The following is an 18664-nucleotide window of genomic DNA, read 5'->3' on the forward strand; positions in this document are numbered from 1 at the left end:
GAGGTCCGTGCGCGTACTCGTTATCGGCTCCGGAGCCCGTGAACATGCCCTTCTTCTCGCCCTCGGGCGCGACCCGGGTGTGACGGCCCTGTTCGCCGCACCCGGCAACGCCGGGATCGCCAAGATCGCCGAGCAGCACCCCGTGGACGTCGCGTCCGGGGAGGCCGTGGTGGCACTGGCGCAGAAGGTCGCCGCGGACCTGGTCGTGATCGGCCCCGAGGTGCCGCTGGTGGTCGGCGTCGCCGACGCCGTCCGCGCGGCCGGGATCGCGTGCTTCGGGCCGTCGGCCGATGCCGCGCGGATCGAGGGTTCCAAGGCATTCGCGAAGGACGTGATGGCGGCGGCGGGCGTGCGGACCGCGCACAGCGAGATCGTCGACAGCCCCGCCAACCTGGACGAGGCCCTTGATCGCTTCGGCCCGCACTGGGTGGTCAAGGACGACGGGCTGGCCGCAGGCAAGGGCGTCGTCGTCACCACCGACCGCAGTGCCGCCCGCGATCACGCCGCCGAGCTGCTCGAGACCGGGCACCCGGTCCTGTTGGAGTCCTACCTCGACGGGCCGGAGGTGTCGCTGTTCTGCCTGGTCGACGGCGAGACCGTGGTGCCGCTGCTGCCCGCGCAGGACCACAAGCGGGTCGGCGACGGCGACACCGGGCCGAACACCGGCGGCATGGGCGCCTACACCCCGTTGCCGTGGCTGCCCGAGGAGACGGTGACCCAGATCGTCGACGAGGTCGTCGTCCCGGTGGCCGCGGAGCTGGTCAAGCGCGGCAGCGGCTTCTCGGGTCTGCTGTACGCCGGACTGGCGATCGGCAAGGACGGCCCCGCCGTGGTCGAGTTCAACTGCCGCTTCGGCGACCCGGAGACCCAGGCGGTGCTGGCGCTGCTGGAGTCCCCGCTCGGTGAGCTGCTGAACGCCACCGCGACCGGAACCCTCGCCGAGGTGGCCCCGCTGCGCTGGCGCGACGGTGCCGCGGTGACCGTGGTGCTGGCCGCCGAGAACTACCCCGGACGCCCCCGCACGGGCGACGTGATCAGCGGTGCCGATGCGAAGGATGTGCTGCACGCGGGCACCGGCCTGCGCGAGGACGGCGCCGTGGTGTCCTCCGGCGGCCGGGTGCTCAGCGTCGTCGGGGTCGGCGCCGACCTGACCAGTGCGCGCGAGGACGCCTACGCCAAGCTCGCCGAGGTCCGGCTGGCAGGCGGGCACTTCCGCCGCGACATCGGGCTCGCCGCCGTCGAGGGCCGCATCACCATCTAGTTGGTCGCTGGTCCAGGTCGTCGATGCGTAAAACAGTACTGGCGATTGTGTTCTCGCACTGTCGTTTCCGCGATCCATTCCGGACTGTGAGCGGCGTCAGGATTACCGAACGGTAACGTGCGACTTCTCTCGTATAACAGGTTCCAGTTTTATTGGCCCTGACAGAGAGGTTCCGTTGAGCGAGTACCAGGCGTCGCGAGGCACGGCAGCGACCACTTTCAATCCCCAGCTTTCCCGCAGGAAGTTCATGGCGGCAACGGGTTTCGCGGTGGGGGCCGCGGCGCTCTCCTCCTCGTGGGCCTCGGCGGCGGCATCGCCGCGGCGCGCCCTCAACACCGGCGACCGGGTGCCCGCCCTGATCATCGGCAGCGGGTACGGCGGCGCGGTGGCGGCGCTGAGGCTGACACAGGCGGGAATCGACACCCACATCATCGAGATGGGCCGGGCGTGGACGACGCCCGGCTCCGACGGCAAGATCTTCTCCCCGATGCTCACGCCGGACAAGCGGGCCTACTGGTTGAGGACGCGTACGGCGCAGCCGGTTTCGCACTTCTCGGGCGGCTCGGTGGACAAGGATATCGAGAAGTACGTCGGCGTGCTCGACTGCGAGAACATGGGCGGGATCAACGTCTACCAGGGTCGAGGGGTCGGCGGCGGTTCGCTGGCCAACGGCGGCATGGCCGTGACGCCCAAGCGGGGCTACTTCGAGGAGATCCTGCCCTCGGTCGACTCCAACGAGATGTACGGGACCTTCTTCCCGAGGGCGAATGCCGGTCTCGGGGTGAACAACATCGACCAGGCCTGGTTCGAGTCCACCGACTACTACCAGTTCGCCCGGGTCGGCAGGAAGACCGCGCAGCGCTCCGGATTCCAGACGACCTTCGTGCCCAACGTCTACGACTTCGACTACATGAAGAAGGAGGACGCCGGTCAGGTCGCCAAGTCCGCGCTGGCAGGCGAGGTCATCTACGGCAACAACGCCGGGAAGAAGTCGCTGGACAAGACCTATCTGGCGCAGGCATCGGCCACCGGCAAGCTCACCATCACCACGCTGCACGAGGTGACCAAGGTGGCGCCGGCCGCCAGTGGCGGCGGGTACTCGGTCGAGATGAAGCAGATCGACGAGCAGGGCAATACCGTCGCGACCAAGACGGTCACCGCGGACAAGGTCTTCTTCGCCGCAGGCAGCGTCGGTACCAGCAAGCTGCTCGTCGCGATGAAGGCGCAGGGTCACCTGCCGAACCTTCCCGGTGCGGTCGGTCAGGGCTGGGGCAACAACGGCAACGTCATGGTCGGCCGCGCCAACCAGGGCTGGGACCCGACCGGCGCCAAGCAGTCGTCGATCCCGACGATGGGCATCGACAACTGGGCCGACCCGGCCGGTCCGGTCTTTGCGGAGATCGCGCCGTTCCCGGCGGGCACCGAGCTGTGGGTCAGCCTCTACCTGGCGATCACCAAGAACCCGGAACGTGCCCAGTTCCAGTACAACTCGTCGACCGGCAAGGTGGGGCTGTCCTGGCAGGCCTCGCAGAACCAGCCCGGCATCGACATGGCCAAGCGGGTGTTCGACAAGATCAACTCCAAGGAGGGCACGATCTACCGCACCGACCTGTTCGGTGTGTACAAGACGTGGGGCGACGGACTGACCTACCACCCCCTCGGTGGTTGCATCCTGAACCAGGCGACCGACAACTTCGGGCGGCTCCCGGAGTACCCGGGCCTGTACGTGATGGACGGGTCGCTGGTGCCGGGCAATGTCGGTGTCAATCCGTTCGTCACCATCACCGCCCTCGCCGAACGGAACATGGCCACGATCGTCGCGAACGATCTGCATTAGTTCCACCCGTTGGTGATCGTGTTCCCGCAATTGCCGGGGGCGCCGCGGTGTGGGCCTGGGCCCACATGGGGCGCCCCCGGTGCATGAGAATCGTTGAACAGTACTGGTGATAATGCTGCGGCACAGGCATTTCGAGCATTTCGATATGTGCTGCGGGGTTTCGATTTATTACCGGTCGGTATTGCGAATCTCGACGCTGTCACGGCTGTATAACGAGTTCTACTTTATTGGCCCGTGATCAGAGAGGTTCCGTTGACCGAATACCAAGCGTCACGAAGCTATACAGCGACCACCAAGTCGCAGTTTTCCCGCCGTAGGTTCATGGCGGCGACGGGCCTGGCGGCGGGCGCCGTTGCGCTCGCGCCGTCGCTGGCTGCCACCACGGCCGCGGCATCCCCGCGTCGCGCACTCAACACCGGTGACCGGGTGCCCGCCCTGATCATCGGCAGTGGCTACGGCGGTTCGGTGACCGCGCTGCGGCTGGCGCAGGCGGGTATCGACGCCCACATCGTCGAGATGGGACGGGACTGGGGTACGGCCGCCTCCGGGGTCTTCACCTCCACCACCTCGCCGGACAAGCGCGGGTTCTGGCTGAGGAACCGTACGGCGCAGCCGGTCTCGCATTTCATGGGCGTCTCGATCGACAAGGACATCGAGAAGTACGTCGGCATCCTCGACTGCGAGAACATGGGCGGGATCAACGTCTACCAGGGCCGCGGCGTCGGCGGCGGCTCCCTGGTCAACGGCGGCATGGCTGTCACGCCCCGACGCGGCTACTTCGAGGAGCTCCTGCCCTCGGTGGACTCCAACGAGATGTACGGGACGTTCTTCCCGAGGGCGAACGCCGGGCTCGGCGTCAACAACATCGACCAGGCCTGGTTCGAGTCGACCGAGTGGTACAAGTTCGCGCGCACCGGGCGCAAGACCGCGGAACGGTCTGGCTTCAAGACCACCTTCGTGCCCAACGTCTACGACATGAACTACATGAAGCAGGAGGCGGCGGGCGCCGTGCCCAAGTCCGCGCTGGCGGGCGAGGTCATCTTCGGCAACCATGCGGGCAAGAAGTCGCTGCCCAAGACGTACCTCGCGCAGGCGGCCTCGACCGGCAAGGTCACCATCACCAGCCTGCACCGGGTCACCAAGGTCGTGCCGAGCGGGGCCGGCTACTCCGTCGAGATGGAGCAGATCGACGAGCAGGGCAACGTCGTCGCGACCAAGACGGTCACCGCGGACAAGGTGTTCTTCGCGGCAGGCAGCGTGGGCACCAGCAAGCTGCTGGTGGCGATGAAGGCGCAGGGGCATCTGCCGAATCTGTCCGGCGAGGTGGGTCAGGGCTGGGGCAACAACGGCAACGTCATGGTCGCCCGCGCCAACCACCTGTGGGACCCGACGGGTGGCAAGCAGTCGTCGATCCCGACGATGGGCATCGACAACTGGGACGACGCCGGGGGACCGGCGTTCGCGGAGATCGCGCCCTTCCCTGCCGGAGCCGACCTGTTCATCAGCCTGTACCTGTCGATCACCAAGAACCCGGAACGCGCCCAGTTCCAGTACAACTCGTCGACCGGCAAGGTCGGGCTGTCATGGCAGACCTCGCAGAACCAGCCCGGCATCAACATGGCGAAGCGGATCTTCGACAAGATCAACTCCAAGGAGGGCACGATCTACCGCACCGACATGTTCGGTGGCTACAAGGTCTGGGGCGACGGACTGACCTACCACCCCCTCGGCGGCGCGATCCTGAACAAGGCCACCGACAACTACGGCCGGCTGCACGGACACCCGGGCCTGTACGTGATGGACGGCGCGCTGGTGCCGGGCAACCTGGGCGTCAATCCGTTCGTCACCATCACCGCTCTCGCGGAACGGAACATCGCCGCGATCGTCGCGAACGACATGCACTGACATGAGCACGACCGGTACCGAATAGCAGCACCCCCTGCCGACAGCGGCCCCGAGGATTCGATCCTCGGGGCCGCTGTCGTCGCGGTTGCGGTCGGCCAAACGGCCCGGGCGCTCAGTGCCCCGCGCCCGAAGTCTTCTTGCGCTTGCCGGGGATCCACGCGGCGCCTCGCGGCGTTGTCGCAGGTCCAGGTAGAACCCCGCTACCTGGACCTGCTCCGCCTTGCGACGCATCCACGTGGATCCCCGGCAATCATCAATGGACTTCGAGCGCAAGGCACTAGCCTCGTCCCGGTGCGAGAAGAGTCCCAGCGATCCCAGGTCCCCACCTTCCATGTGATGGACGTCTGGAAGGCCGCCACCGAGCGGGCCCGAACCCACGGCGATGTCCTGACGCTGGCCGCGGGGCAGCCGTCCACCCAGGCGCCTGGCCCCGTGCTGCGTGCGGCGCACGAGGCCCTCGGCGCCCAATTGCTCGGCTACACCGAGACGTTCGGGATCCTGCCGCTGCGGGAGGCGATCGCCGGGTACCACAGCGCGAAGTCGTCGATCGCGGTCGATCCGGACGAGGTCGTGGTGACCACCGGCTCGTCCGGCGCCTTCACCCTGATCTTCCTCGCGGCATTCGACGCGGGCGACACGGTGGTGGTGGCGCGGCCCGGATACCCGGCGTACCGCAACACGCTCACCGCGCTCGGCTGTCGGGTGCTCGAACTCGACTGCGGGCCGGAGACCCGCTTCCAGCCGACGGTCGCGATGCTCGAGGCGCTGGACGAGCCGCCCGCAGGACTGGTCGTCGCGAGCCCGGCCAACCCGACCGGCACCGTTATCGACCCGACCGAACTCGCCGCCCTCGCGCGCTGGTGCGAGGAGCACGGCACCCTGCTGATCTCCGACGAGATCTACCACGGGATCGAATTCGGCTCCGGCCACTCGGCGACCGCGTCGGCCTGGGAGACATCGCGCGAGGCCGTCGTGGTCGGCTCGGTCTCCAAGTACTTCTCGATGACCGGCTGGCGCCTGGGCTGGATGCTGGTGCCTGCGTCGCTGCGCCGCGCGCTGCAGCGACTCGCCTCGAACATGACGGTGTGCCCGCCCGCGATCTCGCAGTACGCGGCGGTCGCGGCCTTCACCGACGAGTCCATGGCCGAGCTGGACGGGCACGTGCGGCGGTACGCGGCGAACCGTGACCTGGTGCTGGCCGCGCTGCCTACACTGGGAATCACGGACCTGGCCCCGGCGGACGGCGCCTTCTACGCCTACGCCGACATCGGCCATCTCACCGACGATTCGACGTCCTGGTGCGCGGAACTGCTCCGGGAGACCGGGGTGGCGCTGGCGCCGGGCGTCGACTTCGACACGGTCCGCGGCGACCGGACCGTGCGGATCTCGTTCGCCGGCGCGACGGCCGACGTGCAAGAGGCCCTGGAGCGATTGGGGCGAAGTGCTGCACTCGGACACTGACGGGACGGCGGCCTCGCCCGCGCCCGCTCAAACGAAATCGACTCGGCGCAGCGCTTCCGCTGGCACGATGGGCCGGGTGTCTTCCGCGGCGACTCCCAAGGGCGAACGACGCCGGATGGCGCTCGTCGAGGCCGCGGCCGACCTGATGCTCGAGGGCGGGTTCGAGGCGGTCCGCCATCGGGCGGTGGCCCAGCGCGCCTGCCTGCCGCTCGCGTCGACCACCTACTACTTCGATTCCCTCGACGACCTGATCGCGCGGGCGGTCGAGCTGAGCGGCAGCCGGGAGATGGACGCCATGCGCGCCCGGATCGACCGGATCACACAGGCCGACCGCGACTCCGCGGCCGTCGTCGAGCTGATCATCGAGCTGTTGGTCGGCCCGATCGAGGGCGTCACGCGGGAACACCTCATCGCCAGGTACGAGTGCTTCATCGCGTCCGCGCGGCATCCCCAGCTGCACGAGGTACAGAAACGGCTGCGGGTCCAGTTCGACGATGCGCTCGGTGAGGTGTTGCGCCGGTCCGGACGGCAGGTCCGGCAGGAGGGACTGCGCAGGCTGATCTGCGTGGTGGACGGGGCCATCGTCGGGGCGCTGAGCGAGTCCGACCCCGACCCCGAGAAGTTGGCAAGGGAGATGCTGTCGGACGTCATCGAGGTCGCGGCGCCGCCGCTCCCGCCGCTCCCGCCTGAGGAGCCGGAGCTGTAGCCGCACGCCCCGGGTGGCGCGGCTGCCGGTCCCGCGGGCGGCGGCCGTAAACTGGGCGCTCGTGAGCCGCATCCCCAACGTCCTTGCCAACCGATACGCCAGCCCCGACCTGAGGGAGCTGTGGTCGCCCGAGCACAAGATCGTGCTGGAGCGTCAGCTGTGGCTGGCGGTGCTGCGGGCGCAGGCCTCGCTCGGCATCGACGTGCCCGAGGACGCGCTCGCCGACTACGAGCGGGTCCTCGAGCAGGTGGACCTCGATTCCATCGCGGACCGCGAGCGGGTGACCCGGCACGACGTCAAGGCGCGGATCGAGGAGTTCAACGCCCTCGCCGGACACGAGCACGTGCACAAGGGCCTGACCAGCCGCGACCTCACCGAGAACGTCGAGCAGCTGCAGATCTTCCGTTCGCTCGAGCACGTGTATGCGCACGGCGTCGCGGTCGCCGCGCGGCTCGGGGAGAGGGCCGCCGAGTACTCGTCGCTGGTGATGGCGGGCCGCAGCCACAACGTCGCCGCGCAGGCCACCACCCTCGGCAAGCGGTTCGCCTCCGCCGCGGACGAGCTCCTCGTCGCGCTGACCCGCCTGCGCGAGCTGATCGACCGGTACCCGCTGCGCGGCATCAAGGGCCCGATGGGCACCGCCCAGGACATGCTCGACCTGCTCGGCGGCGACACCGAGAAGCTCGATTTCCTCGAGGCGAAGGTCGCCGAGCACCTCGGCTTCGCGCACGTGCTGACCAGCGTCGGCCAGGTGTACCCGCGCTCGCTGGACCACGACGTGCTGTCCGCGCTGGTCCAGGTGGGCGCAGGCCCGTCCTCGTTCGCGCACACCATCCGCCTGATGGCGGGCCACGAGCTGGTCACCGAGGGCTTCCAGCCCGGCCAGGTCGGCTCGTCGGCGATGCCGCACAAGATGAACACCCGCTCCTGCGAGCGCGTCAACGGCCTGCAGGTCGTGCTGCGCGGCTACGCGTCGATGGCGGCGGAGCTGGCAGGCGCGCAGTGGAACGAGGGCGACGTGTTCTGCTCGGTGGTCCGCCGGGTGGCGCTGCCCGACGCGTTCTTCGCGATCGACGGACAGATCGAGACCTTCCTGACCGTGCTCGACGAGTTCGGTGCGTACCCGGCGGTCATCGAGAAGGAGCTCACCCGCTACCTGCCGTTCCTGGCCACCACCCGGATGCTGATGGCCGCCGTGCGCGCGGGCACCGGCCGCGAGACCGCGCACGAGGTCATCAAGGAGCACGCGGTCGCCGTCGCGCTGGCGATGCGCGAGGACGGCCGCGAGCCCGACCTGCTCGACCGCCTGGCCGCCGACGACCGGTTCCCGCTGGACCGCGCGCAGCTGGACGCCGCGCTGGCCGACAAGTCCGCCTTCATCGGCGCGGCCGAGTCCCAGGTGGCCACGGTGGTCCGCCGGGTCGGTCTGCTGGTGGAGCAGAACCCCGAGGCGGCGAAGTACTCGCCTGCGCCCATTCTGTAGGCGGCTTCGCCGCCCGTGCGCGGTTGACGAGTGTCTGGACTCGTCAACCGCGCACAGGCGCGTCAGCGGTCAGCAGTGACACAGTCATGCTGCTGCCGATGTTCAACGGTATCGATGCGCAGGTCGCGACTACGACGCCGACATCGCTGCGGCGGGGATCACCGGTCCGGTGTGGGATCCCTGGCTGTGCCGAGCCTCGACGAGCAGCCCGTTCGGGCCATCAGCTCGACTTGTTCGCTTGCCTGTCCTAGCAGTTAGTTGGAGGGCGCCGTTTGATCCACCTCGGTAGCCGTGGGCTCCAGTGTTACCGTCACGGTCAGCCCTCCATCAAGTCCGCACGGATCGGCGTGGCTGTTGCCCGAGGAATCGCAGCGGACTGATGAACCCGGCGGTCGCCTTATCGGCTGAAAGTGACCGGATGACATGGATCGTCGCTTGGCTCAGTCATTCCCGGTTTCGATGGTGAAGTTAAGTCTTTGGCCGAGAACACTGCCTGAGGGGTCTCCGTCGTGCAGCCTGAGCACGATCGCATTATCGAACACGGAGCGATCCGAGAACTCGCCCCACGGCACGTGGTCACTGTTGATCGTCAAGAGATGTTGATAGCCGTACTCGTCCGCTGATGTGGCCGCTATCTCGATGGCCTTTGCAGTCTGGCGTTCGTCTACATCCGCAAAGATCGAGCTGTCATGGAGGAGGAACCCCGGACCTCGTCTCCGGCTGGTGAGGTCCTCGCTCAGGGCGATGTCGTAGGCGAAGATCGCCATCAGATGGACACCGCCCGACCCGGTCTTTGGCAGTACTACCTTGAACTGAATTCCGCTCTTCCCTGGGGAAACTCGCAGATCGGCGGGCTCGCCGTATAGGGCCTCCATGATCTCCCCGAACCGCGCAATCACACCGGCTCGGAGATCGAACCGTTCCTGCACGTCAAGCTTGGTGCGGGAGACGAGGTCTAGCTCGTCGGACTTGAGCTTGGACTTTCGATCACTCAACTCGCGCAACGTTCGGATCTGGTCTTCGACCTGAGCGACCTCGACGTCGGACTCTGCCAGGCGCCTCTGGAGAGCAGCTAGGTCATCAAGGGCTCCACCAGTACGCAGCAATTGGAGGTCCTGCTCTTGTTGAGCGGCAAGCTCGGCCTGCTCGGACTCGCGTTCTGTAACTCGTTGACGAATGCGTCGGGTTTCGTCCGCAAGGTAAGCGTTGCCCGATTGGCGGAGACCTGCCTCTGGAACTGGGCAGCTTCGTCGAGGCTACGCACTATGGCGTCGCCAAGTACTATTCCGGCCTCGGTGAATAGCCTTTCCACACTGACATTGCTTGATGTGAACTCGTCTTGCGCCTGCGATTCGTACAATGAGAGCTGCTGCCGGTCCCCGAAATTGTCGTTCCCTAGGAGCTTAATTCGGATTGTCGCTTGCTGTACGCGCGATTCAATTTCGCGATATTCTGGGAGTATCGAGAAATTGCCAATGTCGTGAGCGAGTCGCTCCGAGCGGCGTTGAAGTCTTACAAGTTGAGGCTCCAGCGCTGCGATGCGCGACTCGATGCTGTTGGTGGGATCGTCTGCCAATGCGACTCGAGCTTTGCGCTCTTTCAGGTCCGCCCATTCCTTCGCGAAGCGCCAGTCGAGATTGAGTAGATAGGCGTTCTCCGCTTGGACTGCTTCCGCACGTTGGTTGGCGAGCGTGCGGAAAGGATCGATCAGAGAGTCCGACCGGTAGCGAGCGAGGTGACGTATGAGACTACGGAACGTTGGTGGGTTGGCAGGCAGTTCGTCGCGTGGGAAGCACTCGCGCCCGAGCCAGTTGGTCCACTGGCGCGATCCAATGTCGACCGTTCCAGTGATGGATGCGTCCTTCTGCTCAATGACTCCAGCGGATACCGCATCACCTTCGATGTGGACTTCTCCGGGGGCGTCTGGGCCACGAGAGGCTCGAAGCGTGACCCCTGACCTAGTTGTGAGTGAGAGGGTGAAGTACCAGCCGTTCCCCTTCATCTGCTCCAACCTGTCACTCATATTGGAGCCGAGGCAGAAGTCGATCAACGCAATAACAGTCGTCTTCCCCAGGCCATTTCTGGAATCAGTCTTCGTCGATTCATTCGCACGGTCGGCGACGACAATGTTGAGCCCGTCGCGAAACTCGATTGCATTGAACTCAGGGAAATTTGCCTTCAGCGAGTTCAGTCGCATGTCACACCTGCCATCGGAGTATGCCTGTATCGATTGTGACTGCCCCGATCATAAAGAGCAGAGTGAGTGCTTCGGTGAAGGAGTCGAACGACGCTTCTGGTTGAACCGTCCGGTAGGAATGCCAAAGTTCACTGACCGTCGGGTTGCTTTCGCGCAGTGGCAGGAGGGACCCAGCCCGCCCGAGGACGCTGTCGGAAGCGGGAATATATTTGGTTGGAAGGATCACGCGGGTGCCTCGAACACGTCGCACACCTCGAACAGATGACATAGAACTGCTGCGGCGGCCGCGCGGATAACAAAGAGTCGAGCGACATCTGTTTGCGGAGACGCGGCGCTGTTTGCACCAAAGTCGATAAGCGACAGGAACGCGGCATCACCAATAATGCCGCCTGTGAGAAGGCGGTTATACTCGCTGACGAACCCAGCACGGAGACGTTCGGGGAATTTTGACGATAGCTGTGCTTGGCGTCGGATGTAGTCAGCTACCTGTGGCGCCTGCGCAAGACCGACATTCATGGTAGGGCGAATCGCATCCGTCAATGCGTTGGCGTCCATCTTCGCTTGGGGTGGCACCGCAACCATCGGAGTCGATGGAAGATTGACGTCCCCATCAGCGAAGGCGTTGCACACGATCTGCAATTCTGCGAACGAGACGGCGATCGCCCCGGCCGACAGTTTGTCAGTGGTCGCCCTCTCGGCCGCGAGCTTCCATTCCTTGAGTGTCTCAACTGGATAGGCCGCGTCGATCTTGTCAACCAGATTGTGATGGTGGGCGCATAGGACGACGAGATTTGGATAGCTATCCCGAGCCGGTTTCGACAGTGACGGGTTGGGCCGTCGTCCGACGATCCTTCGATGTGGGCGATTTCGCCGAGGATGACGGGACCGGTCTCGGTGAACTCGACGATCGCGGAGGAGCAGTCGGGGTATGCGCAGTAGTGGCCCGAGGTCAAGAACAGCTGCTTCAGGGTCAGATCCGAGTAGTTCCGTGCCATCGAGCCTCCTCGCCTCGGTTGTGGACCTAGGGCCGTGTCGTCTAGGTGATACAACACGGCGAGCCTCTCGGCGGGCCCGCCCCATCCATCATCGCATTCATCTCGGTATCCAATTCACCGCCGGCCCTAAGTGTTTGATTGTGCGGCATGGCTCGCTCGACGCTGCCGAGGCAGTTTCGACGCGGCCCGCAGCTTCGGCACGTAGACCCCAAAGGGATTTAGTGCAGCATGGCTAAGGTTGCTCGATCTCGGCGACGCCTTTGTTGAGGCGGTGAATCGAAAGCCGCCGGCGGTGTACCGGCGCTACGCGATGACTGAGGCGGTGAAGTACTCGTCGTCTCCCATCCTCTAGGCGGCTTCGCCGCCCGTGCGCGGTTGACGAGTGTCTGGACTCGTCAACCGCGCACAGGCGCGTCAGCGCAGTTTGTCGAGGATGCGGCGCAGCTCGGCGCGATCGTGCCCGTCGAGCGCCGCGAAGAAGTCCTCGGCGTCGTCGGCGCGCGCCGTCTCGAGCTCGCCGATGATGCGGCGACCGGCGTCGGTCAGGCGGACGCACGTGGCGCGCCGGTCGGCGGCGTCCGGGACCCGTTCGGTGAGCCCGCGTTCCTCGAGCCTGTCGACGACCTCGGTCGCGGACCGCGGCGCGATGCGCAGCGCCTTCGCGACGTCGCCGAGCCGAGGATGCCGGTCGGTGTCGCGGTCGATCACCTGCAGCGCGCGGTATTCGTGCGGCGACAGCTGCCAGGGCTCCAGCGCGACGAACCAGCGTCGGCGCAGGGCGCGGGCGCTGGACATCAGGAGATCCCGGAGGGTGTCGGGGTGCTGCTGGTCCATGGTGACCTAGGCTACCTCACTTGACAGTCACCTCATAGTGAGGGAACCTCAGTATGTCTTACCCCGACATACCGAGAGGGGTGGTGTATGACAAGCCCCCGAAGCGGCGAGCCCGGACCGGGTCCCCGCTCACGCAAGATCGATCCCGCCGACCGCGCCCAGCTGGCCGAGTCGCCGGTGAGCCTGCGCCGGATCGGCGCCCTGTTCTCGCCCTACCGCCCGCAGATCGCCGTGGTCACCGTGCTGATCGTCGCGGCCTCCGCCGTCACACTGGCCAATCCGTTCCTGGTCCGCGCCGTCATCGACAAGGCCATTCCCGACCAGGACGTCACGCTGCTGATGTGGGCGGTGATCGGCATGCTCGCCGTGACCGTCGTCGGCTCGGTGCTCGGTGTCGTGCAGACCTGGATCTCGACCACGGTCGGCCAGCGCATCATGCACGGACTCCGGACCCGGGTGTTCGCGCACCTGCAACGGCAGTCGCTCGGGTTCTTCACCCGCACCAGGGGAGGGGAGATCCAGTCCCGCCTCACCAACGACATCGGCGGCATGCAGACCGTGGTCACCTCGACCGCCACCTCGATCGCCTCCAACGTCACCACCGTCGTCGGCACGGCCATCGCGATGGCCGTGCTGAGCTGGCGGCTCTCTCTGCTCTCGCTGATCGTGCTGCCGCCCGCGATCTGGTTGACCCGCAAGGTCGCCCGGATGAGGCGGGAGATCACGGCGCAGCGCCAACGCACCCTTGCCGACATGCAGACTCAGATCGAGGAGTCCCTGTCGATCAGCGGAATCCAGCTCGGCAAGACGCTGGGGGCGGGTCCCGCGATGTCGGAACGCTTCGCAGACACCTCGCACCTCCTCGCCGATCTCGAGGTCAGGTCGCAGCTCTCCGGCCGCTGGCGGATGGCCACGATGAACATCGTCTTCGCCGCCATCCCGGCGCTGCTCTACCTCGCGGCGGGCCTGCCAGCGACGTCCGGCGGCATGACCATCGGCACCCTGGTCGCCTTCACCGGGCTGCAGGCGGCGCTCTTCCGGCCGCTGATGAGCCTGCTCGACGTCGGTGTCTCGGTGACCAGTTCGCTCGCTCTGTTCAGCCGCATCTTCGAGTACCTCGACCTCCCCGTCGAGATCGACGACCCCGAGCACCCCGTGCACCTGCGCCGTGAGGACGTGGCGGGCGCGGTTCGGTTGGACGACATCTGTTTCCGCTACGAGGGGTCGGACCGGAACGCCCTCGACTCCGTGAGCATCGATGTGCCCGCCGGATCCTCGCTCGCACTGGTCGGCGAAACCGGTTCGGGCAAGACCACTCTCGCCTCCCTGGTGGCGCGCCTCCACGACCCGAGCATGGGTTCGGTGCGCATCGACGAGGTCGACCTGCGGTCGATCCCGCTGGCGGAACTGTCCGAACTGGTCGGCGTCGTCTCCCAGGAGACGTACCTGCTGCACGCCACCATCCGCGAGAACCTGCGGCACGCCAGGCCCGACGCCACCGACGCCGAGATCGAGGCGGCGGCGCGCGACGCCCAGGTGCACGAGCTGATCGCGTCCCTGCCCGACGGCTACGACACCGTCGTCGGAGCGCGCGGTCACCGGTTCTCGGGCGGCGAGAAGCAGCGCATCGCGATCGCGCGCACCCTGCTGCGCGACCCGCGGGTGCTGATCCTCGACGAGGCGACCAGCGCGCTGGACAACGAGACCGAGCGGGCCGTGCAGGCCGCGCTCGACACTGTCAGCCGGGGACGCACCACGATCACCATCGCGCACCGGCTGTCCACGATCCGCGACGCGGACCAGATCGTCGTGCTCGATCGCGGACGCGTCGCCGAACGCGGTACCCACGATGACCTGATCGAGCTCGGCGGTAGGTACGCGGCGCTACTGGCGCGTGGCGGCGGCCACGCCGGCGCGGCGGCCGAAGAACGTGCCGTCGCCTAGCGACGTGCCGCTGATGTAGCCCCAGGAGTGCAGCCCCGACGTGGCGCGGCCTGCGGCGAACAGCCCATGGATCGGGTCTCCGTCGAGGTCGAGAACCTGGCCGTCGACGGTGGTGCACAGCCCGCCGATGGTGAACACCTCCGCGCCGCCCCGGCCCGCCTCGCCGTACTCCGGCGGGGCGATGCCGCGCTGGACGTCGATCGCGGCGAACGGCGACTGCAGCGGTCGCAGCCACGTCGCGGACTTGTGGAAGTAGGGGTCCTCGCCCTCGGCGGCGTGCCGGTTGTACTCGCCGACGGTGGTGACAAGCGCGCCGGGCGGCATGCCGATCTGCTGCTCTAGTTCCTCGAGTGTCTCGGCCACGAAATGCGGTTGTACGCCCCAGCGTTCGTTGACCGGCACCTCCTCGTAGGCTCGCTCGTCGAGGATCACCCACACCTTCAGTCCGTGCTTGTACAGCGCCGCCTGCCCGACCAAACCGGGGTAGACGTCCTCGTTGATGAAGCGCTGGCCGACGCTGTTGACGATCATGCCGCGCACCATCATCCCGGGGATCAGCGAGATGCCGACCTGGCCGGCCGACATGTGCTTGACGGCGGCGCCGACGGCCTGGGCCATCACGATGCCGCGGCCGTCGTCGCCACCATCGCTGTTGACGCCGAGCCCCACCAGCTGCGGGGCGTGCTGCGCGACCATCTCCGCGTTGTCGGCGAATCCGCCGGTGGTGAGCACCACCCCGCGGCGCGCCCGGTAGGTGTAGGTCTTGCCGTACTGGCGGGCGAGCACACCCACCACCCGGCCGGCCTCCACGATCAGTCGGGTCGCGTAGGTGTCGGTGTGCACCGCCGCGTCGGTGGCCGTGACGGCCTCGGACAGCTTGTGCATCAGGACCTTGCCGCCGAACCCGTCCGAGGTGACCCGGTGTCCGCGGGGCGCGGGCCTGGCGAGCTCCGCGAAGGGATAGGAGTTCTCGCCCATCCACATCAGGCCGTCGTCGGTCGGCGGCACCCATGTGGGCGAGTTCCACAGCGACGGCTTGAACGGCACTCCGTGGTCGACCAGCCACTGGTAGTGCGCGACGCTGTCCCGGCTGTAGAGGCCGACCTTCTCCTTGTCGGCGTCGGGTCCGAGGGCGGCCAGCAGGAACGCCTCCATGTCCTGCGCGGAGTCCTCGAATCCGCAGGCCCGCTGGATCTCGGTGCCGCCGCCGAGGTACATCTCGCCACCCGACAGCGCCGACGATCCGCCGCCGCCGCTCGCCTTCTCCAGGATGACGACCTCGGCGCCCGCGGCCGTCGCCTCCAGGGCCGCGGCCGCGCCTGCGCAGCCGTAGCCGACGATCAGCACGTCGGTCTCGTGATCGAAGTGTTCGACGTCGCCCGCATCGAGGGGCGTCACCGGATTGCGTGCGCTCATGTCACAACTCCCATCCACTGTCGGTGGGCATACCCTAGGACCGCCGCGCCGGCGCGAGAAGGGGATTGCCCGTCAGCCGGGATGGCCCGTGGGGCCTATCATCAATCCCCATGAGCCACTGCATTTTCTGTGCCATCATCGCGCGCGAGGCGGAGGCGAGCCTCGTGTACGAGGACGAGCACACCGTGGCGTTCATGGACATCCGCCCGTTCACCCCCGGCCACCTGCTGGTGGTCCCGAAGCGGCACGCGTCGGGGCTCGCGCAGCTCGACCCGCAGGACGGCGGCCGGATCTTCGCCGTCGGTCAGCGATTGGCGGCGGCGTTGCGGGACAACGGCACCGACGCGGCGGGCCTGCCCGCCGACGGCCCGGGCGCCGATGGGGTGAACCTCTTCCTCGCGGACGGCGCCGTCGCGGGCCAGGAGGTCTTCCACGTGCACCTGCATGTCATCCCGCGCACCTCCGGCGACGGGTTCGGTCTCCGCGGTCGCCCCGTCGCCGCGCGCAGGCCGGATCTCGACTACCTGGCCGGTGCGCTCCGCCGCCGGCTCGATTCGGTCTAGGCGATCACATGGACCAGACGACCGGCCCCGCGCTGTACCGGCTCTTCCCGGAACTCGAGGCGACCCTCCCGTACCGCAGGCTCGGCTCCGGCCCGACCCCGATCACCCACCTCGAGGGGCTCGGCCCGGCGAACCGGCTGTGGTGCAAGGACGAGGGCGTGTACGGGGCAGGCGGCTGGGGCGGCAACAAGGTGCGCAAGCTGGAGTGGATCATCCCGGACGTCCTCGCCCGCGGTTCCCGGCAGATCTTCAGCGTCGGCGGCCAGGGCACCAACTGGGGGCTGGCGACGGCCCTGTACGCCCACGAGTTCGGCATCGACACGGCCCTGGCCCTGATCGATCAGCCGATGGACGAGCACGTGCACGCGCAGCTCGAACGGCTGCGGCACTCCGGTGCCGCACTGCATTTCACCCGGACGAAGGCCCGCACGATCGCGGCGGCGCCGTGGCTGTTGCTGCGGCACGCGCGCGGCGGCCGCCTGCCCTACTTCCTGCCCGCGGGCGGATCCTCGCCGCTCGGGACCCTCGGCTATGTCGAGGCCGCGCTGGAGCTGGGCGCGCAGGTCGAGGCAGGCGCGATGCCGGAGCCGACGCACGTGGTGACCCCGGTGGGCTCGGGCGGCACAGCCGCTGGGCTGCTGCTGGGACTGCGCCTGGCAGGCCTGCGCACCCGGGTGGTCGGGGTGGTCGTCAACGACACCCTGCCGCTGGCCGAGCGGGACCTCGTCGGGCTGGCGCGCAAGACCGCGCGGCTGCTCACCCGGCGCGGGGCCGCGCTCGGCCCGGTCGAGTTCGAGCCGGGAGCGATCACCGTGACCCGCGACTGGCTGGGGCCCGGATACGGGTTCGCCACGCCCGAGGGGTCGGCCGCGGAGCGGATCGGCGCGGACCACGGGCTGACCCTCGATCCCGTCTACACCGCAAAGGCACTCGCGGGCGCGCTGGCGATGGACGCGGACGGCGCTCTCGGCGACGGGCCGGTCCTGGTGGTCGACACCTACGGCCCGCGGGGGGACTGAGCGATCAGTCGCCGCGAGCTCGGTCCGCGTGACCCAGGTCCCGCTCCGGCGCCACCACGTCGCGCACGCGCTGCTTGAGCGTGACGATGTCGGGAAAACCGCCGTCGCGCTTGCGGTCCCACAGCAGTTCGTCGCCGATCGCGATCCGGAATACGCCGCCGGTGCCCGGGATCAGGGCCACCTCGCCGAGGTCGGTGCCGAACGTGTTCAGCAGTTCCTGCGCCATCCAGCCGGCCCGGAGCAGCCAGTTGCACTGCGTGCAGTAGGTGACGGTGACGCGGGGCGCGGCGGTGGTCATGCCTCCAGGGTGTCAGACGACCGCCGCGCGCCGCTCCACTCGGTGATGGGCCTGCCCTCGACCAGGTGCTCGTCGACGAACCGTTCGACCCGGTCGGCGCGCAGTTCCGCGTACCAGGAGTTGTCGGGATACACCGCCACGACGGGGGCCTGCGAGCACGGGAACAGGCAGCCGGTCTGGGTGACGAGGACATCCTCGTCGCCGAGGCCGCGGGTCTCGAGCGCGCGGTCCAGTGCCTGCGCGGCCTCCGGGCCGCCGCGGGCCGAGCAGCGCGGACCCCGGCACACCAGGACGTGCCGAGTGAAGCCCGGCACCTCGTCCCACGCGGGGGAGGTCAGGGGAGCGGTGGTGGTGCGGGCCGCGGAGGTGGGGCCCGAGATCGCGGCGTCGAGCAGGTCGACGTACGTGTCGGTGTCGCTCAGCGGCCCGGCGAGGCGGATGTCGGGGACATCCGGTCCGCGCTCGCGCAACCAGTGCCCGATGACGCGGCGGAACCACGCGTCGATTTTGCGGTCCAGCACGGTCTGGGCACTGATCACCACGACCTCGGTGGCGCCCGCCGCGGCCGCCTCGTCGAGCGCCGTGGTGACGGATGTCCCCGAGCCGCCGAGCACCGCCGTCACGAAGTCGGTGTCCGGGTGCCGGTCCCGCAGCACCCGCAGCGCCCCGTTCACCTGGTCGCGGGGATCGGCGCCGCGGTCGGTGGGCGCGGTGACGATCACCCACCGGGACTGCTGAATCATGT

The 18664-nt window shown here is 67.8% G+C and carries 17 protein-coding genes; 9 read left to right on the plus strand and 8 right to left on the minus strand.

The annotated features are described in order from the left end of the window. Nucleotides 1-7 precede the first annotated feature (7 nt). From purD to purB, 6 genes are all read left to right on the plus strand, one after another. Nucleotides 8-1261 carry a phosphoribosylamine--glycine ligase gene (gene purD / locus C8K38_RS13180; protein ID WP_097211913.1) on the plus strand — a complete coding sequence of 418 codons (1254 nt, stop codon included), beginning with the start codon at nucleotides 8-10 and terminating at the stop codon, nucleotides 1259-1261. A gap of 247 nt (nucleotides 1262-1508) precedes the next feature. Further along, nucleotides 1509-3098 carry a GMC oxidoreductase gene (locus C8K38_RS13185; protein ID WP_179800556.1) on the plus strand — a complete coding sequence of 530 codons (1590 nt, stop codon included), beginning with the start codon at nucleotides 1509-1511 and terminating at the stop codon, nucleotides 3096-3098. Between the two features lie 321 nt (nucleotides 3099-3419). Further along, complete coding sequence (locus tag C8K38_RS13190; protein WP_097211915.1) at nucleotides 3420-5003, plus strand: GMC oxidoreductase; 1584 nt, start codon at nucleotides 3420-3422, stop codon at nucleotides 5001-5003. A gap of 291 nt (nucleotides 5004-5294) precedes the next feature. After that, the gene (locus C8K38_RS13195) at nucleotides 5295-6464 is read left to right on the plus strand and encodes a pyridoxal phosphate-dependent aminotransferase (protein ID WP_097211916.1); all 1170 of its coding nucleotides are present in this window, start codon (nucleotides 5295-5297) and stop codon (nucleotides 6462-6464) included. Nucleotides 6465-6540: 76 nt separating this feature from the next. Next, on the plus strand, nucleotides 6541-7170 hold the full coding sequence (locus C8K38_RS13200) for a TetR/AcrR family transcriptional regulator (protein WP_097211999.1): 630 nt from the start codon (nucleotides 6541-6543) through the stop codon (nucleotides 7168-7170). Nucleotides 7171-7231: 61 nt separating this feature from the next. Further along, on the plus strand, nucleotides 7232-8653 hold the full coding sequence (purB, locus tag C8K38_RS13205) for an adenylosuccinate lyase (RefSeq protein WP_097212000.1): 1422 nt from the start codon (nucleotides 7232-7234) through the stop codon (nucleotides 8651-8653). A 440-nt stretch (nucleotides 8654-9093) separates the two neighbouring features. Here the strand turns inward: purB and C8K38_RS13210 are convergent, their stop codons facing one another. The 5 genes from C8K38_RS13210 to C8K38_RS13220 form a co-directional block, all read right to left on the minus strand. Beyond that, nucleotides 9094-9759, minus strand: a complete 666-nt coding sequence (locus C8K38_RS13210; protein WP_097211917.1) for a DUF2326 domain-containing protein — start codon at nucleotides 9757-9759, stop codon at nucleotides 9094-9096. Further along, the gene (locus C8K38_RS13215) at nucleotides 9726-10850 is read right to left on the minus strand and encodes a hypothetical protein (protein ID WP_108168829.1); all 1125 of its coding nucleotides are present in this window, start codon (nucleotides 10848-10850) and stop codon (nucleotides 9726-9728) included. Before C8K38_RS13215 ends, C8K38_RS13210 begins: the two co-directional genes overlap by 34 nt. A gap of 1 nt (nucleotide 10851) precedes the next feature. After that, complete coding sequence (locus C8K38_RS28095; RefSeq protein ID WP_373560253.1) at nucleotides 10852-11118, minus strand: ABC-three component system middle component 6; 267 nt, start codon at nucleotides 11116-11118, stop codon at nucleotides 10852-10854. Beyond that, entirely contained in the window at nucleotides 11073-11480 is a 408-nt protein-coding gene (locus C8K38_RS26880) for a hypothetical protein (RefSeq protein WP_143548458.1), read from the minus strand. Before C8K38_RS26880 ends, C8K38_RS28095 begins: the two co-directional genes overlap by 46 nt. Nucleotides 11481-12259: 779 nt before the next feature. Further along, complete coding sequence (locus C8K38_RS13220; RefSeq protein ID WP_097211918.1) at nucleotides 12260-12679, minus strand: MarR family winged helix-turn-helix transcriptional regulator; 420 nt, start codon at nucleotides 12677-12679, stop codon at nucleotides 12260-12262. Between the two features lie 87 nt (nucleotides 12680-12766). On the opposite strand from C8K38_RS13220, the gene C8K38_RS13225 reads away from it, so the two are divergent. Next, on the plus strand, nucleotides 12767-14623 hold the full coding sequence (locus C8K38_RS13225) for an ABC transporter ATP-binding protein (protein ID WP_097211919.1): 1857 nt from the start codon (nucleotides 12767-12769) through the stop codon (nucleotides 14621-14623). Here the strand turns inward: C8K38_RS13225 and C8K38_RS13230 are convergent. Continuing rightward, on the minus strand, nucleotides 14564-16039 hold the full coding sequence (locus C8K38_RS13230; RefSeq protein ID WP_097211920.1) for an FAD-dependent oxidoreductase: 1476 nt from the start codon (nucleotides 16037-16039) through the stop codon (nucleotides 14564-14566). The two genes, C8K38_RS13225 and C8K38_RS13230, sit on opposite strands and share 60 nt — an antisense overlap. A gap of 110 nt (nucleotides 16040-16149) precedes the next feature. On the opposite strand from C8K38_RS13230, the gene C8K38_RS13235 reads away from it, so the two are divergent. Beyond that, entirely contained in the window at nucleotides 16150-16602 is a 453-nt protein-coding gene (locus C8K38_RS13235; protein WP_097211921.1) for an HIT family protein, read from the plus strand. A gap of 8 nt (nucleotides 16603-16610) precedes the next feature. Next, nucleotides 16611-17621 carry a 1-aminocyclopropane-1-carboxylate deaminase/D-cysteine desulfhydrase gene (locus C8K38_RS13240; protein ID WP_097211922.1) on the plus strand — a complete coding sequence of 337 codons (1011 nt, stop codon included), beginning with the start codon at nucleotides 16611-16613 and terminating at the stop codon, nucleotides 17619-17621. A gap of 4 nt (nucleotides 17622-17625) precedes the next feature. On the opposite strand, the gene C8K38_RS13245 is transcribed toward C8K38_RS13240, so the two are convergent. Both C8K38_RS13245 and C8K38_RS13250 read right to left on the minus strand, forming a co-directional pair. Continuing rightward, nucleotides 17626-17919 (minus strand): SelT/SelW/SelH family protein, encoded by a 294-nt coding sequence (locus C8K38_RS13245; RefSeq protein ID WP_097211923.1) that lies wholly within the window; start codon nucleotides 17917-17919, stop codon nucleotides 17626-17628. After that, nucleotides 17916-18662, minus strand: coding sequence for a (2Fe-2S) ferredoxin domain-containing protein (locus C8K38_RS13250; protein ID WP_245221753.1), 747 nt, complete (start codon nucleotides 18660-18662; stop codon nucleotides 17916-17918). The genes C8K38_RS13245 and C8K38_RS13250 overlap by 4 nt, the downstream gene beginning before the upstream one ends. Nucleotides 18663-18664 lie beyond the last annotated feature (2 nt).

This window comes from Rhodococcus sp. OK611, assembly GCF_003050885.1.
Taxonomy (GTDB): Bacteria; Actinomycetota; Actinomycetes; order Mycobacteriales; family Mycobacteriaceae; genus Rhodococcus_G; species Rhodococcus_G oryzae.